At 60.8% G+C, this 16,103-nt stretch carries 12 protein-coding genes; 10 read left to right on the top strand and 2 right to left on the bottom strand.

The window, feature by feature from the left end:
- Positions 1 to 4: 4 nt before the first annotated feature.
- Complete coding sequence (locus AB7008_RS35990; protein WP_441260329.1) at positions 5 to 1,873, bottom strand: type VI secretion system Vgr family protein; 1,869 nt, start codon at positions 1,871 to 1,873, stop codon at positions 5 to 7.
- Positions 1,874 to 2,223: 350 nt separating this feature from the next.
- On the opposite strand from AB7008_RS35990, the gene AB7008_RS35995 reads away from it, so the two are divergent.
- From AB7008_RS35995 to AB7008_RS36035, 9 genes are all read left to right on the top strand, one after another.
- A complete protein-coding gene (locus tag AB7008_RS35995) occupies positions 2,224 to 3,537 on the top strand; it encodes an ImpA family type VI secretion system protein (RefSeq protein WP_441261268.1) in 1,314 nt (437 codons plus the stop codon).
- A 127-nt stretch (positions 3,538 to 3,664) separates the two neighbouring features.
- Positions 3,665 to 4,192, top strand: coding sequence for a type VI secretion system contractile sheath small subunit (gene tssB, locus AB7008_RS36000; RefSeq protein WP_028156839.1), 528 nt, complete (start codon positions 3,665 to 3,667; stop codon positions 4,190 to 4,192).
- 16 nt (positions 4,193 to 4,208) lie between these two features.
- Complete coding sequence (gene tssC, locus AB7008_RS36005) at positions 4,209 to 5,711, top strand: type VI secretion system contractile sheath large subunit (RefSeq protein WP_441260330.1); 1,503 nt, start codon at positions 4,209 to 4,211, stop codon at positions 5,709 to 5,711.
- Positions 5,712 to 5,759: 48 nt separating this feature from the next.
- Positions 5,760 to 6,245 carry an Hcp family type VI secretion system effector gene (locus AB7008_RS36010; RefSeq protein WP_028156841.1) on the top strand — a complete coding sequence of 162 codons (486 nt, stop codon included), beginning with the start codon at positions 5,760 to 5,762 and terminating at the stop codon, positions 6,243 to 6,245.
- Between the two features lie 180 nt (positions 6,246 to 6,425).
- A complete protein-coding gene (gene tssE / locus AB7008_RS36015) occupies positions 6,426 to 6,974 on the top strand; it encodes a type VI secretion system baseplate subunit TssE (RefSeq protein WP_282523567.1) in 549 nt (182 codons plus the stop codon).
- Between the two features lies 1 nt (position 6,975).
- The gene (tssF, locus tag AB7008_RS36020) at positions 6,976 to 8,943 is read left to right on the top strand and encodes a type VI secretion system baseplate subunit TssF (RefSeq protein ID WP_441260331.1); all 1,968 of its coding nucleotides are present in this window, start codon (positions 6,976 to 6,978) and stop codon (positions 8,941 to 8,943) included.
- The gene (gene tssG, locus AB7008_RS36025; RefSeq protein WP_441260332.1) at positions 8,907 to 9,971 is read left to right on the top strand and encodes a type VI secretion system baseplate subunit TssG; all 1,065 of its coding nucleotides are present in this window, start codon (positions 8,907 to 8,909) and stop codon (positions 9,969 to 9,971) included. Before tssF ends, tssG begins: the two co-directional genes overlap by 37 nt.
- Before the next feature lie 97 nt (positions 9,972 to 10,068).
- Positions 10,069 to 12,708: a type VI secretion system ATPase TssH gene (tssH, locus tag AB7008_RS36030; protein WP_441260333.1), complete on the top strand. Its 2,640-nt coding sequence runs from the start codon at positions 10,069 to 10,071 to the stop codon at positions 12,706 to 12,708.
- Positions 12,709 to 12,713: 5 nt separating this feature from the next.
- Positions 12,714 to 14,300 (top strand): methyltransferase regulatory domain-containing protein, encoded by a 1,587-nt coding sequence (locus tag AB7008_RS36035; protein ID WP_441260334.1) that lies wholly within the window; start codon positions 12,714 to 12,716, stop codon positions 14,298 to 14,300.
- Positions 14,301 to 14,388: 88 nt separating this feature from the next.
- On the opposite strand, the gene AB7008_RS36040 is transcribed toward AB7008_RS36035, so the two are convergent.
- The gene (locus tag AB7008_RS36040; protein ID WP_304490870.1) at positions 14,389 to 15,018 is read right to left on the bottom strand and encodes a hypothetical protein; all 630 of its coding nucleotides are present in this window, start codon (positions 15,016 to 15,018) and stop codon (positions 14,389 to 14,391) included.
- A gap of 201 nt (positions 15,019 to 15,219) precedes the next feature.
- On the opposite strand from AB7008_RS36040, the gene AB7008_RS36045 reads away from it, so the two are divergent.
- Positions 15,220 to 16,098 carry a hypothetical protein gene (locus AB7008_RS36045; RefSeq protein WP_304490872.1) on the top strand — a complete coding sequence of 293 codons (879 nt, stop codon included), beginning with the start codon at positions 15,220 to 15,222 and terminating at the stop codon, positions 16,096 to 16,098.
- The last annotated feature ends 5 nt before the right edge of the window (positions 16,099 to 16,103 follow it).

The following is a 16,103-nucleotide window of genomic DNA, read 5'->3' on the forward strand; positions in this document are numbered from 1 at the left end:
ACCGTCAACCAACAAGGGCTGGAGTACCGTGGGCGACCAGCGGACCACCGGCAGCAAGCGCCATACCGGCCTGCGCCGTCATGGCGATCGTCGGCGCGTTGATGACGATGCCCGCCGGGGTCAGGATGATCTGGCTAGGACCCACCTGTAGGGTGATGTTGGCATTGGCCATGAGCGTGATGCTGATGCCTGCATTGACAGACTGGTCCATGGCCAAGGTGATGTGCTGACCACCCAACTGGATATCGAGTTTATCATTGCCGTTCTTGAGCGTGGTGCTGCGCGTGTCGCCGCCAAATGCGGCTTCGCCGATGGTACGTGTCTCGGTGTCGCGGACCGTTACGTCGTGGTCCTTCTCGGCATGCACCGTGATCTTCTCGGACCCCTTCTTGTCCTCGAAGCTCCACTCGTTGAAGCCGCCGCCACCTTTGGTGGAGTCCGACTTCAATCCCGCAATCGTCTTCTTCGACGGCAGATCGTAGGGCAGCTTGTATTCGTCGTTGTAAACGGTGCCGATCACCAGGGGCCGGTCCGGATCCCCCTCCAGGAATTCGATAACGACTTCCTGTCCGACGCGCGGGATGATCTGACCGCCCCAGCGCTTGCCAGACCAGACCTGAGCCACGCGCAACCGGCACGACCGCTTCTTCTTCCGATCCCAGAAAAAGCGGACATAGATTTCGCCCAGAGATTCGACGTCGATTTCCTCGCTCGAATTATCGTCTTTGGTCACCACCTTGGCCGTCTGGATGCCGTTGATTCTTGGCTTCGGCGTCATCATCAGCGCTCGAAACGGCCGATCGCTCGGCAAGAACTCGTAGCTGCCGAAATAGACGTGTTGCCCTGCGTCGCTCGGACCGCCGGTGCGATAGGATTCGATCGAGAACGAGTGCACAGCCCGCACCACGAGGTATTCGACGTTCTGCGAGTCCTTGGAGTGCTTTTCGAGCTTCGTCAGTCCACCGGGGAACAGGTTGACGGCGTCGCCATTGCCGCGGCGACGCCGATCCATCGCCTGCTCTGCCTGGAGCTGGATCTTCGCGTAGCGCTCGCCGTCGGATTTCTCCTTGAACTTCCCGGGATAGTCGTAAAACTCCATCTCCGACCGAGTGTAATGCTCGGAGCCCTTGGCGTCGCTGATCATCTGAGCGTTGGGCTTCTGATAGTTGTAATCGTTGAGTTCGATCTTGCCGGTACGAAATCGTCGCTCCGATACCCATTCATAGACGTGCTGCTCGCCTCGCCGGTCGGCACCCGCCAGCGGGATGTAGGGAATCGTAGCAAGACCTTGGATCGGACTGTGCGACGATTTGGAGTCCGCCAATACCAGCGTGTGCTTGCCGCCCTCATGCTTGAAGAAGTAGTAGATGCCGTGCTGCTCCATCAGCCGGCACACGAAGTTCATGTCGGTCTCGCGGTACTGAACGCAATATTCTAGCTTCGGACAAGAACCCTCTTCGGTCAGTTTGGATTCATAGTCGGTGAAGCCGCGTTCCTTGAAGACCTCTTTGATGATGTCGGGCGCCTTCTTGTCCTGAAAGATCCGGCAATCGGTTGTCCGCGACAACAGCCATAACCAGGGCCTCAGCACGATCCGGTAGCTGAAATAGTCGTTCTTCACCCCGAGCCACTGGGCCTCCGTCAGAATACCGCTGAACTCGCGCTCCTTTTCATGCAGCTTTATGGTCAGCGTGCACTGCTGACCGATAGCGCGGTCGAAGTCGAGGTCGGCATCCTCACTGAGGCACTCGATGCGATACTCGAACAGTTCGCTGAGACCTTCCGAGCCTTCGAATCCGGCAAAAACCAAAACGTCCTTGCCAAGAGGCGTCTTGAGTTCGCAGAGGCGGGTATCCTGAGTAAGCTGGCCCATGTGGGCTTAAACTCCCTCCTTCGATCGAATGACCCGCTGCAAAAAGCTGATCAGACGTTATGCAAGAACGACGGAAATCCTGCGCGCCGCCGGCTGTGCCGGCAAGCCCGCCCCAGGGCTGGGCTTCCTGACGGTCCGCGACGGCCGTCAAAGAACCACCTCGGGCCATCAAGTAGTCGGCTCCAAGAGCTTGCCGGTTCACGCGAAAATGGCATGATCTTCGGGAATGAACCAAGGTCGGCAGGCATCTGACCCATAGGTATAGATTCGGATCATGCGCCCCCGCGCGATCCCCTAGTCGCCACGGGCTCGGCAGCGGGGCCGTGATCGAGCAGATGGACGGCCCGCATATGCTTGATGTCGCCTCCCTGACGCAGCCCATTGCCGCTGACGATCCCTGCGGGCCGGATCTCGACGCCATCGGAGACGTCCAATATCTGAACTTCTTCGCAGGTGCGGAATCGCTGCTACCGATGTCGTTCTTCGAGGTCGTCAATGCCAACGGAGAGCGTGGACGCTTCGATCCAAAGGCAGTCGATTTTGCCGGCCAGTTTGCCGCCGCGCAGCCCATTCTGGCGCGTACCCGCGATCTACGTCTGAACCTGCTGCTGGCCAAGTTTTCAATCCTCAACCGTGATCTCGACGGCTTTCTCTGCTGCCTGAAGGCGACCAACCTGCTGCTGCGCGAGCAGTGGGAAGCGGTGCATCCGAAGGGCGAGGACGGCGACTACGCACTTCGCGCCGTCACGGTCGAGGCAATCGACGTGTTCCCGACCGTGATCAACCCGCTCCAGTTCCTTCCCCTGATCGAGAACCGCAGACACGGCAACCTCAACTACCGTGCCTATCAGATCGCTCACGGCGAAATTCCCGCCGGCGACGCCGACGCCGACGGGCCTGATCTGGCAGCCATCGAGCGCATCGTCAGCGAGACAGATCTCGACACTCTCAAGGCTGCCAGCGGGCGGTGCTCTGCGGTCGCTGCTGAAATCGCGGGTATCAAGCAGACCTGGCACGAGAAGTTGAACGCGGGGCAACCGATCAGCCTCGACAGGCTCTCTGGCTTGGTTAACGGCATGGCTGCCTGGCTTGCGGGTCTTGTCGCGTCGCGCGATCCGGCCGCGACCGCCGCAACCGCGGAAGATGTCGGTCCTGTCGATACACAGGCGCCGTCAGAAACGACCGGGGTGGTGACTTCATCCGCACAGGCATCCGCAGCGCTTGCAGCAGCGGCAGACTATTTTGCCCGAATGGAACCATCCAACCCGGCACTGTTGCTGGTGCGTCAAGCGCAGGAAATGGTCGGCAAGTCATTTATCGAAGTCATGCGGATGCTGATGCCTGCGCACGTGGAGAACGCTGCGATCAACATCGGGCGCAACAAGGTCTTCGACCTGCCGATCGAACGGATGGCGGAACTCGCCACGTCGCTCTCATCGACGGCCGAGAACAGCACTCAAGATATTGTATTTTCAGTGGAAAGCAGAGCGCAAGCCTTGGGCCTGCTGGCGAAGGTGGCGTCGTTTTTCCGAACCGCAGAGCCGTCCAGCCCCATCCCGTTTTTGGCAGATCGCGCGCGCGACCTCGCGCAACGAGATTTTCTCAGCCTTTTGGATGATGTTCTTCCTGAGGGAGCCCTTAAAACAATCGACAGATCGCATTGAACCCAGCTTTCGCTCGAGGGCACTAAATGGACACAAGGATGTTTGCCGACCGCAGCAACTTGAAGTCCCCTAGCCGATCTGCGTCGCGCAAATTCGACGTCTAAAGCGATTTCGTAGTGAGGGAACCATGGCTACAGATAGCGGTCAAAAATTCATTCGTCGAAATCGCGCACCACGCGTGCACATCACATACGAAGATCCTTACGACGCCGAGCGGCTGATCGAACTCCCGTTCGTCATGGGCGTCCTCTCCGACCTTTCCGGCAATAACCCCGGCGTCGAGAAGACGAAGGTCGAGGAGCGAAAATTCCTCGAGTTCGACATGGACAATTTCGACAGCCGCATGGCGGCGATCCAGCCCGGCGTGACGGCGCGCGTCGCCAATCGTCTCAGCGACGGATCAGACGAAAAACTTTCGGTCAATCTGCGCTTCAACAAGATGGCCGACTTCACTCCCGTGGCCGTCGCCCGCCAGGTGCCGGCTACGGCCAAGCTGCTCGAGGCGCGCGAACAACTTGCCAACCTGCTGCGCTACATGGATGGCAAGGTAGCCGCCGAGGACCAGCTGAAAAAACTTCTGGCCGATCCTCAACTGATGGCAGCGCTTCGGGAACGCGCGATCAGCCAGTCGACCGAACCTGGCACCGAGAGCTAAGGAAGGAACGGGGACCATGGCAAAAGAAGCTGTTCACAAAGAGAGCACCACCCAGGTCAAGACCGCCGAAGCTGACGAGTTTGCCACTCTGCTGAAGCAAAGCTTCAAACCGCGCACCGAGCGCGCAGCGACCGAGGTCGACAACGCGGTATCCACGCTCGTCCAAGAGGCATTGAAGGACTCGAGCGTCATCAAGTTGGACGTTCTCGACACCATCGAGGAGATGATCGCGCGGATCGACCAGAAGCTGACCGCGCAGATGAACGAGATCATTCATGCACCTGAATTCCAGGCGATCGAAAGCACCTGGCGGGGCCTCCACTACCTCGTCTTCAACTCGGAGACCGACGCCAACCTCAAGATCCGGGTCATGAACGTCTCGAAGAACGAGCTGTATCGTAACCTGCGGCTTTATCCCGATGCGCGCTGGGACCAAAGCCCATTGTTCAAGCAGATCTACGAATACGAGTTCGGCCAGTTAGGCGGCGAGCCGTTCGGCTGCCTGATCGGCGACTACTATTTCAGCCACCTCCCCACCGACGTGCAGTTGCTGCGCGATCTCAGCAAGATCGCCGGCGCCGCACACGCCCCCTTCTTCAGCGGCGCCGAGCCGACGCTGATGGGAATGGACTCGTGGACCGAATTGTCTAACCCTCGCGATATCGGCAAGGTGTTCGACACGCCGGAATATGCCGCATGGAAGGGACTGCGCGACCAGGACGACTCGCGTTATCTCGGCCTGTGCATGCCGCGCGCGCTGGGTCGCCTCCCCTACGGCGCGAAATCGGAGCCCGTGGAAGAGTTCGCCTTCGAGGAGGAGACAGACGGGCACACCGGCGACAAATACGGCTGGATCAACGCCGCCTATGCGATGGCGGTCAACATCAACCGCGCCTTCAAGGAGTTCGGCTGGTGCACGCGCATCCGCGGTGTGCAGTCCGGCGGCGAGGTCATCAATCTGCCGACGCACACATTTCCGACCGACGACGGTGGCGTCGACCTGAAATGCCCGACCGAGATCGCCATCAGCGATCGCCGCGAGCACGAACTTGCAAAGGCGGGCCTCATCCCGCTGATCCATCGCAAGAACACCGACAAGGCGGCCTTCATCGGCGCCCAGTCGCTTTACAAGCCGAAGAAGTATTTCGGCGAGAAGGGCGTGGATGCAACCGCGTCCGACAACCTGTCGTCACGTCTGCCCTACATGTTCGCAGTGTCTCGCTTTGCGCACTATCTGAAGTGCATGGTTCGCGACAAGATCGGATCCATGAAGGAGAAGGATGAGCTGACGGTCTGGCTACAAACCTGGATCAACGAGTACGTTGATGCCAACCCAGCCCTATCGTCAGAAGCTCAGAAAGCGCGCAAGCCGCTGGCCGCTGCGAAGGTAGAGGTCATAGCAAACGAGGAGAACCCGGGATATTACAACGCGCGCTTCTTTCTTCGTCCGCACTTTCAATTGGAAGCGATGGATGTCGGCCTCAGTCTGGTTTCACGCCTGCCAGGCCCCAGCTCCTGACGCTGCAGCATCGCAACCGTACACACAGAAATTTGAGAGGACCCTGCTATGGCTGTCGACATCTTCCTGAAACTCGATCCGATCAAGGGCGAGTCGCTGGACGACAAGCACAAAGACGAAATCGATATTTTGAGCTGGTCGTTTGGCGAGAGCCAGACCGGTACCTTCCACAGCGGATCGGGCGGCGGCGCCGGCAAGGTCAGCGTGCAGGATCTTCACTTCACGCATTTCGTTGACAAGGCCACGCCGGAACTTTTCAAGGTCTGCGCAAACGGCAAGCATATCGACAGCGCGATCCTGACGGTTCGCAAGGCCGGCGAACACCCGCTGGAATATCTCAAGATCGAGATGAAGCAGGTTCTCGTGACTAGCGTATCGACAGGCGGATCGCACGGCGAAGATCGCCTTACCGAAAACGTGAGTCTGAACTTCGCGAAGGTCAAGATGATCTACAAGACCCAGACGGAGAAGGGTGGCGCCGGAGCTTCGCCGACGTTTGGCTGGGATGTTCCTGCCAACAAGGAATGGGCCTGATTGTCGGCCCCTCGCCTGGCGCCGGTTGCGAATGGCGAACCGGCGCCAAGCGGTGCGACTTTGATCGCACCTCTCGTCCGGCCCGGTTACGGGCCCGAAAGCCTGCTGGGCGACGTCAAGTCGGACACCAACGAGCGCCGCCCGAGATTGCATGCGAGTTGGGCGTCATGGGGACCGTGAATGACCATTGCACCAAAGAAGGATCGGCTCTCCCCCCCATTGATGCTGGCATTTCGCTCGGCCCATGAAGCGCGCGACGCACGCAAGAAGCTCAATCTACGCGATGAGTCTGGCGAGCGGGTCATTGCAGGGCGGCGGAGCGCGGGCCGATTTCCAATCTCGGAAACGTTGCTCCGGCGCGAGGTCTCTCATGACCTCGAAACGCTCCTCAATACCATTGCCCTGGAATCGACCCTGGATCTGAACGGCCGCGATTGCGTCCGAACCTCAATCCTGAACTTTGGCTTCCCTGATATTGCCCACCGTTCGATCGACGAGGTCGCCGACGACGAGCTCACCGACGCGTTGCGCGCGACGCTCACGACTTATGAACCGAGGCTCGATCGCAACACCATCCGGGTCCGACGCGATGGCTCGGTCGGCCCCGAGCAACTCAAGCTGCGCTTCATCGTTCACGCCGACCTGAAGGCCGAGCCGCTCAACGTCCCCGTGGAATTCGTCGCCGACGTCGACCTCGACAGCGGCGATATCCAGATCAACCGACTTTAGCATGAACCGCGAATTCCTGGATTTTTACAATCGCGAACTGTCACTGCTCTATGAGCATGCCGGGGATTTCGCCGAAGAGTATCCCGGCATCGCGGAACGCCTCGGTGGGCTGATCCGGGATCGCTCAGATCCCATGATCACAGGATTGCTGGAAGGTGCCGCATTTCTCGCCGCTCGCGTTCAGCTCAAGCTCAAGCACGAGTTCCCAGAATTCACCGCAAACCTGCTCGAGCAACTGGTTCCGAATTACCTTGCCCCGACTCCGTCGGCGATGTTGGTCACGGCACGCCCCCCCTATGCCGACCCAGCGCTACGCGATGGCAGGAAGATCGCGCGCGGCGCCTATTTCGATGCCACCTATCGCGAGAGAGAACGAAGTCTTTCCTGCCGATTTCGACTTTGCCGCGATATCGCTCTTTGGCCATTTGACGTCACCGGCGCCGAATACTTCTCGACAGCAGGCGCGCTGCAGGCGCTCGGGATTCCCGTCGGCGGCGACGTCATCGCTGGGCTCAGGCTGTCGCTGACCCACCGTACCGCGGCCCGGCTCGATGAGGAGCTGCCGGACGCAGAGGCTAGGGCCAAGCCGGAAACCTGGTTTGCAGGCTGCCGCACGAGCGAACTCCCGATCTACCTTTCAGGCGCTGAATCCGACGCCATTGCGCTTTACGAGCAATTGATCTCGAACTGCAGGGGCGTCTACTTCCGGCATCTCGATGATTTCGGCGATCCGGTGGTGACCCGTGCGCCCCATGACTGCGTGCAGCAGATTGGTTTCGACGAGAACGAGTCGCTGTTTCCCAACGACAACCGGGTCTTTCGCGGCTCGGAGCTGCTGCGGGAATATTTCATGTTTCCACGCAAGTTCCTCGGCTTCAACCTGACGGGACTTCGCAGCGTGATACCACGGCTGCGCAGCAAATCGATCGATATCGTCTTCGCTTTCGATGAACACAATTCACGGCTTGCCGCCGCGGTACGGCCCGATACCTTTAGTCTCTATAGCGCGCCGGCGGTCAACCTGTTCGAGAAGACGAGCGATCGCATCCCCGTCAAGTCGAATACGCACGAGTACCATGTGGTCCCTGATCGCAGCCGCTATCTGGAATACGAACCGCACCAGGTGCTCGAAGTCTACGCGCACTTTCCGGCCGACAAGGACAAGCGGCCGGTGCGCCCGCTGTATTCGGCCGCCGTCGACCGGACCAGCGGATCGGTCGAGGGGCTTTATTTCACCGTTCGACGGTTGCCCCGGCGCCGCACAGTGGGAGAAAAGACGTATGGCGCATCCTCGGACTACACCGGGACGGACATGTTCTTGTCTCTGCTGGAGCCCGGTGAACTAAGCGGCGAAGGTGCGGTCGCCGAACTCAGCGTCCGGGCGCTGTGCTCCAACCGGCATCTCACCGAACACTTGCCGGTCGGCCAGGGCGGCGCCGACTTCCGCCTGCTGGACGATACTTCCCTTGATCTGATGTGCGTCGCTGGCCCCACCCGACCACGCGAACCGATCGTGGCCCAGATGCGCAGCCGCAGCGAGATCGCGAACAGCGGAATCGTCAGCTGGCGGCTGATCAACATGCTGAGCCTGAACTATCTTGGCCTCGTCGAGCGCGGTGGCGGCAAGAACGCCGGAGCCCTGCGCGAAATGCTGTCCTTGTTCGCCGACCAGTTTGACGATGCCACGGAACGCAAGATCCGCGGCCTGCGCAGCATAGAAAGCCGGCCCGTCGTACGGCGGGTGCGCGAGCGCACCGGCAGCGGCGCAGCGCGCGGCCTGGAGATTACGATCACCCTCGACGAGAAGGCCTTCGAGGGCAGCGGCGTGTTCTTGCTCGGAGCCGTGCTGGAGCGCTTCTTCGCCGACTATTCGGGCTTCAATACCTTCACACAGACGGTCGTCTCGACGCCGGAGCGCGGCGAGATCATGCGTTGGCCGCCGCGCATGGGCACGCGGAGACCCCTATGACGCTGATCGACCAGATGAAGGCGGAGCCCTGGCGGTTCGATTTCTTCAATACGCTGCGCCAGCTCGAACGCGCCAACTCGGATCGACCGCGGATCGGTGACAGTGCTGCACGCCGCGACGAGTATATCGACCTCGGCCAAGTGCCTTATCTGGAGTTCCCCGCCTCCAACCTTGCGGCCGTCGACGACCTGGGTGGCCGGCTCAGGATACTCGTCAAATTTCTCGGTCTCCTGGGGCCGCAGGGCGCGCTGCCGCTTGCCACCACCGACGAGAGCCTCAGTTGGTGGCTGATGCGGGATGACGCCTTCCCGCGCTTTCTCGATCTGCTCAACGGACGCTTTCTGCAACTCTTCTTTCGCGCCTGGGCCGATGCGCGGCCGATCGCTCAGCACGACCGTCCGGCGGATGATCGCTTCATCGCCTATGTCGGCTCCTTCGCCGGCCTCGGCTCCGACGTTTTCGCCGATCGAGACACCCTACCGGACATGGCGAAGCTCAGCTTTGCCGGACTGATCTCCCCCAGAGCGAAGTGTGCGTCACGGTTGACGCGGTTCCTGCAGGGGCTATTCGACGTCAAGGTCGAGATCGACGAATTTGTCGGCACCTGGCTGTCATTCGACCCAAGTCATTGCAGCCGGCTCGGCGGAACCCATGCCGGGCTCGGCCGGGACGCGCTTCTGGGCTCACGCGTATTCAGCGTCGAGGACAAGATCAGGGTGCGGGTCTTCGTCAAGAATTTTACCCAGTACGAACAGTTCCTGCCGACCGAAGCGCGCAACCTGTCGGAGCCTCTGGCGGACGCCGTGTTCTTCTATATCGGCGACGAATTGGAATGGGAGGTGGAGCTCGCCATTCCGGCGGGAGAGGTCGTCCCGGTCAGGCTCGGACAGAGCGGACGACTTGGATGGACCACCTGGGTCTCGCCGAACTGGACCGCCACGGAAGAGTATCGCCGCGATGCCCGCTTTCAGCTCGGCGAGCGCTTGAGCGCCCGCCGGGCCGCGGCAGCCGATGCCCCGGCGATTTGAACCTATCCGTAGCGCCGATTGCCTAAAGCTATGGGATTCGATGAAATTTCCGCTTGATGCCAGGCATCCGCGGATGGATTAAGCAGGAGGATCCGCCGTGACCGACATCAGCATTGAGGCTGTAACGGGCAAGCTGAACCGGGCCGGCTATGATGCCTTCATACAGGCCCTGCGCCACGCGAAGAGCGCCGGCAATCGCAACGTCGAGCTTGCGCACTGGCTGTTTCATATACTGCAGCAGGAACGCAACGATCTCAGCCTCTCGGTCGATCATTACAAGCTCGACCGGGCACGCTTGTTGTCGGACCTTGCCGGCGTGATCAATGGCTTTCGCAAGAACGAAACCGACATGCCGGGCGTCGCCAATCCGGTCATCGACCTGCTCGACCGGGGCTGGCATTATGCCACGCTCTTCTTTGGCGAAACCCAGATCCGCACCGGTCATCTGCTCGTGGCGGGCCTGAAATCGAACGATATTCGTCGCACGCTGAACAACCTCTCGCAGGAATTCGCTAAGGTCAACGTCGACGCACTCGCCGCGGAGCGCCGCAACGTCTGGGCCGGCTCCGACGAGGAAACCATGCGGCCGATGGACGGTTCGGGCCTGGTCGGCGCAGGCACGGAAGGCGCGGCCCAAGCGGGTCCCAAGGGGACGACGCCGCTCGACCGGTTCTCTCAGGATCTCACCGCCAAGGCCAAATCGGGTGAGATGGATCCGATCCTCGGCCGGGACGAGGAAATCCGCCAACTGATCGACGTGTTGATGCGACGGCGGCAGAACAATCCAATTCTTACCGGCGAGGCTGGCGTCGGCAAGACCGCAGTTGTCGAGGGATTCGCCCAGCGAATCGCCGCCGGCGACGTGCCGCCACCGCTCCGCGGTGTAAGGCTTTGTGCGCTCGATATCGGCCTGATGCAGGCCGGTGCTTCCATGAAGGGTGAGTTTGAGCAGCGCTTGCGCTCGGTGATCGACGAGGTCCAGAGCTCACCCACCCCCATCATACTATTCATCGATGAAGCCCACACATTGATCGGCGCCGGCGGCGCGGCCGGCACCGGTGATGCGGCCAATCTCCTGAAACCTCCTCTCGCCCGTGGCACGCTGCGCACGATCGCCGCCACCACATGGGCGGAATATCGCCAGTATATCGAGAAAGACCCCGCGCTCACACGACGCTTCCAGCCGATCCAGATCGATGAACCGGAAGTGGAGACCTGCTGCATCATGCTGCGCGGACTTCTCGGTCCGATGGAAAAGCACCACGGGGTTCGCATCTCCGATGCTGCGATCGTCGCAGCGGTCAACCTGTCCCACCGCTACATTCCTTCACGGCAGTTGCCGGACAAGGCGGTCAGCCTGCTTGATACCGCCTCTGCACGCGTGGCCATCAGCCAGAGCGCGACGCCAGCGCTGATCGAGGATGCGCGCGTTGCGATTACCGCTCGTGAAGCGGAAAGATCGGCACTCGTCAGCGACAGCGATCTTGGGATTGAGGGCGACGAGCGCATCGTAGTGATCGACAACGACATTGCGGCACTGAAGGACAAGCTGACGAACCTCGAAGCCGACTGGGCCAAAGAGCAGGAGCTCGTCAAGGACATCCGCAGCATTCGAGAGATCCTGTCCGAACCCAAGGAAGGCGACGATCCGGCTGCCAGGCGCGCGGAGCTGCGCGGCAAGTTCGACACACTTGAGAGCATCAATCCGGAAAAGCGGATGGTCTATGCCCATGTAGACCAGCAATCGGTGGCGTCCGTTGTCTCTGATTGGACCGGCATCCCGGTCGGCCGGATGATGCGCGACGAGATCGAAACCGTGCTGAAACTACCGGAGATCCTCAACCGCCGCGTCGTCGGCCAGTCTCATGGGCTGACGATGATCGCCAAGCGAATCGAGACCAGCCGCGCCAAACTGGACAACCCGTCGAAACCGATCGGCGTGTTCATGCTGGCTGGTCCATCCGGCGTGGGCAAGACTGAAACCGCCCTGGCGCTTGCCGAGACCCTTTACGGCGGCGAGCAGAACATGATCACGATCAACATGTCGGAGTTCCAGGAAGCGCACACCGTCTCGACCTTGAAGGGTGCACCTCCCGGCTATGTCGGCTACGGCGAAGGTGGGCGCCTCACGGAGGCTGTCCGGCGCAAGCCCTACAGCGTCATCCTGCTCGACGAGGTGGAGAAAGCTCATCCCGACGTCCACGAGATCTTCTTCCAGGTGTTCGACAAGGGAACCATGGAAGACGGCAACGGGCGGCGGATCGACTTCAAGAACACCTTGATCATCCTTACCACCAACGTCGGCACCGATCTGATCATGGGTCTCGCGCGCGATCCAAAGTATCGCAGCGAGCCGGAAGAGCTCGCCAAGATGCTGAGGCCGGAATTGCTGAAGGTGTTTCCTGCAGCGCTGCTCGGACGCATCGTCTCGATACCGTACTTCCCGCTATCCGACGAGATGCTCGCCGGGATCGTTCGGTTGCAGCTCGACCGGATCGGACGACGCCTCCGCGACAATCATAACGCGTCGTTCGACTACGATGACGCGGTCGTGAAGCACATAGTGTCACGTTGTAACGACCCGGATTCCGGCGGGCGAATGATTGACAACATCATCACCAACACCCTGCTCCCGGAGCTGTCGCGCGAGTTCCTCAGCAAGTCGCTTGCCAAGGAAGAAATCAAGCAAGCGCGGGTCTCGGTCGAGAACGCCAAGTTCGCATATTCGTGGAATTGAGGACGATGAACATTCAAACCGAGCATCGCCACCCGAACACTGGTCCCACGCCATACGACGAGGTCTACTACCCCGGCCACGTCTACGGGCTCACTCATCCGAACCATCTTGCTACCATTGCCGCAGTTTACGGCATGCAGTCAGCGCCGGTGGAGTGTTGCAGGGTGCTGGAGCTTGGCTGCGGCGTTGGCGGCAACCTGTTGCCGATGGCCTTTCAATATCCAGGCAGCGAATTCGTCGGTGTCGACCTGAGCGGCGTGACGATCGAGCGCGGCCAGCGAAATATCGCCACATTGGGCCTGAGCAACATCAAGCTCCTCCATTGCGACATCATGAATGTCGACGCAGGCTTCGGGGAGTTCGACTACATCTTGGCGCACGGCGTGTATTCCTGGGTACCGCCGGCGGTGCGCGAGAAGATGATGATGATCTTCAAGCAGAACCTGGCTCCGCGCGGGGTCTGCTACGTCAGCTACAATGCGCACCCGTTCTCGCATCTTCGCGACATGGTCCGCGACATGATGCGGTATCACACCCGCCGTCTCACCGGCATGAAGGAGAAGGTCGGACAGGCCCGCGCGATCCTGAAGTTCCTGAGCGACGGCTCGAAGGCCAACTCGGTGCACGGCGCTGTCCTGCGCGACCAGTACAACCGCGTCCTCAAATCCCCCGACGAGCTACTGTTTCACGACGATCTCGATGATGGCGCCGAGGCGTTCCTGCTGCATGAGGTCGCCGAGGACGCAAGCCGCCATGGCCTGCAATATCTGGGCGACGCTGATTTTTCACGACGCTATCTTGCCGGCTATTCCGAGGAGGTTCGCGCGACGCTGCAGCGCTTCCCGGAGAGCGAGTTCATGGCGCGCGATCAATATCAGGACTTCATCGACGGCAACGGCTTTCGGCGCACCTTGCTCTGCCACGACAGCATTTCGCTATCCCGCCAGATCGACCTCGATTTCGTCACTAGGTTCCATTTGCTGAGCACGACCAACCCGGTCGACCCCGACGCTTGCGTGACCGACGATTCCGCGATGGAATTCGAGAACCAGGACGGCAGCAGGGTCACGGTAACCAATCCGCTCTTGAAGGCCGCGCATCTATGTCTCGGCCGGGCCTGGCCGCGAGCATTATCATTCGACGAGCTGCTCGATGGGGCCCGCGCGCTACTGGGCGACCGGCAGGTAGATGATGACCAAAAGGTGTTGACTGAGGCGATGTTCATCCTGGCTTGCAGCGGCGAGGTTTCGTTCCTGCTGTCGCGTCCCTTTTTGTTGAAGGAAGCTACCGAGCATCCGCAGGCGAGCCTGCTCGCGCGAAGACAAGCGCAGACAGGTCCGCTCGTCACCAACCTCCTCCACCAAACGGTGCAGTTGGAGGACGACCGTACCAGGGATTTCCTGCAATTGCTCGACGGAGCGCGGACCATCGACCAGATCACGGCCGAAATGACCGAAAAATTCGGCCCGACCATCCGGATAGACCAGAAGGATAGTGCCGGGCAGCCCGCCGAGCCGTTATTGCTGTCAACGCGAGAAAGCGTCCAGCGCTCGCTTGCGATGGTCGGCAAGCTGGGCCTGCTGGTCGCGTGACGCACTCAAGTGCATCGGCTCCGTTGGCATGAACGGCAGGAGTTTGAGGCTCCTGCCAATTCCTGAAAAGGACGCGGCCCCAGGCACTCTAGCCGTCGTGGGTATATTGCTGGCCGAGGAGCCATCCCGTGAGAATACCGCCGGGTCCGCTGGCATAGACCGGATCAAGGCCAACACCTGCGCGCAGCATCTTCCATTCATGCTCGCCGACCCAGGGAATCCCGGGATCGCCCTTCTGATACTGGGACAGCAGCGTTCGGGCGACCTCTGCGGCATTGGCGTAGATCGGCCCGTTGGCCCAGCGAGGGCGGGGCAGGCCTGTCATGCGGCAATAGAGCGCCGTGCAGACGTAGGCAGACGCCTCTTCGGCATTGGCATCAAGACCTGTACGCAACAGATCGTAGGCCGCATGCAGGCTCTCGTGGACGATATAGGCCTCGTCCAGCCGCCCCGCCGCCGACACGACCTCCAGCGTGTTCGCCGCAACCGCCGTGCCGTCCGCCCTGGTTCTCGCGACATCGTTGTATTGTGCAGCAACGCCTGCCGCGAGATCCGTCGGAGGTCTGACGGTGACCTGCCCCAACCGGATCGCGCGGGCGACGTGATGGAACGTTTGCGGCGCAATCGTCACGTGGCTGCCGCGGATCGGAAACCGGAAGCGCATGCGTGCGACCGCCGGACCATTGAGTACGTCCAACACCCTGCTCTGCAGTGACATTTGATCGTCCTCGTTGTTCGCACTACCCCACGGATGGTGGTCGCCGTCTCCGATCAGCAGGTTCAAACAGTCATTGCACTGGCGCGACAGGAATTCGAATGACCTGGGCCGGGCGGCAGCTTGATCGAACGAGCCGGCATTGAACCGCAACCCGTCCGGGCGAGACCAATTTGGGGCGAGGATTGCCTCGGAGTGCGCCCCATGACGACGACCGATCCAACAACGACCGACACTTACCGGAAGATCGCGGCGCGACTGACCATGCTGCGGCCTCAGATCGATTTGAAGAATTATTTTGCCGGTCCCAACCCGGATGTGCGCCTTTATGACGAGAAGCCCTACATCCGACACCAGCTCGAGAAGTATGGTGTCGCTGCCGCGACGACCACGCTCGACGGCGTCACCTTCCTACCCAAGGACTGGGAAGAGCTGATCAAGAAGCTGCGCATTGCCAAGACGACGGATGGATTCGACGCCTTCGCCGAAGGGCAAAGCCCGGAAAAGGCGTCGCATTGGGCCCTCGATCTGTCGATGGCGGCAACGATCGGCAAGGGGTTTCGGGAGATCTGGCGCCCAAAGCTGTCGGACAGGCCGCTCTCAACGCGGGATCTCCCGGGCCGCCACGGCTTCGGGCTCGGGCGCGACCGCGGACAATGGAGCGATGCTTACAGCTCGCAATTCGGCAAGGACCCGCAGCCCCAGGACATCACCTCGCTGCATTTCGCCGTAGCACCCGATCGGGTGAACGTGCACATCGACGAAACGGGCTTCGTATTCGAGGGCGCGGACGGTGCCCTTACGGTCGGGCCGAACTTCGTGCATCACGCCGGCAATGAGCTGTTCTGGAAGAGCAACAAGCATATACCGCAATGGGCCGCGGAGCACATCGATCTGATCCTGCCGAATAGCGCGAACGACTTTTCCCGCGTGGGCATTTCGGTCGACATGTACCAGCGCAAAGACTTGCGCGTTACGGTCACCGGCTCCTGCGGACTTTTCGGCGGATTCGAGTGCTCGGGAACCGTGAGCGTCAGCGGCACGCATGACCTGCTCGGCTCGAAGTCAAAAGGCCGGCGTTAAGCGGA

Origin of the sequence: Bradyrhizobium sp. 521_C7_N1_3 (assembly GCF_052075975.1) — a bacterium.
GTDB lineage: Bacteria > Pseudomonadota > Alphaproteobacteria > Rhizobiales > Xanthobacteraceae > Bradyrhizobium > Bradyrhizobium japonicum.

Bases quoted from the DNA above. Each gene is read 5' to 3' on its own strand.
- tssC (WP_441260330.1), top strand. From the start codon at position 4,209: ATGGCAAAAGAAGCTGTTCACAAAGAGAGCACCACCCAGGTCAAGACC.
- AB7008_RS36010 (WP_028156841.1), top strand. From the start codon at position 5,760: ATGGCTGTCGACATCTTCCTGAAACTCGATCCGATCAAGGGCGAGTCG.
- AB7008_RS35990 (WP_441260329.1), bottom strand. From the start codon at position 1,873: ATGGGCCAGCTTACTCAGGATACCCGCCTCTGCGAACTCAAGACGCCT.
- tssB (WP_028156839.1), top strand. From the start codon at position 3,665: ATGGCTACAGATAGCGGTCAAAAATTCATTCGTCGAAATCGCGCACCA.
- AB7008_RS36040 (WP_304490870.1), bottom strand. From the start codon at position 15,018: ATGTCACTGCAGAGCAGGGTGTTGGACGTACTCAATGGTCCGGCGGTC.
- AB7008_RS36045 (WP_304490872.1), top strand. From the start codon at position 15,220: ATGACGACGACCGATCCAACAACGACCGACACTTACCGGAAGATCGCG.
- tssE (WP_282523567.1), top strand. From the start codon at position 6,426: ATGACCATTGCACCAAAGAAGGATCGGCTCTCCCCCCCATTGATGCTG.
- AB7008_RS35995 (WP_441261268.1), top strand. From the start codon at position 2,224: ATGCTTGATGTCGCCTCCCTGACGCAGCCCATTGCCGCTGACGATCCC.
- AB7008_RS36035 (WP_441260334.1), top strand. From the start codon at position 12,714: ATGAACATTCAAACCGAGCATCGCCACCCGAACACTGGTCCCACGCCA.
- tssF (WP_441260331.1), top strand. From the start codon at position 6,976: ATGAACCGCGAATTCCTGGATTTTTACAATCGCGAACTGTCACTGCTC.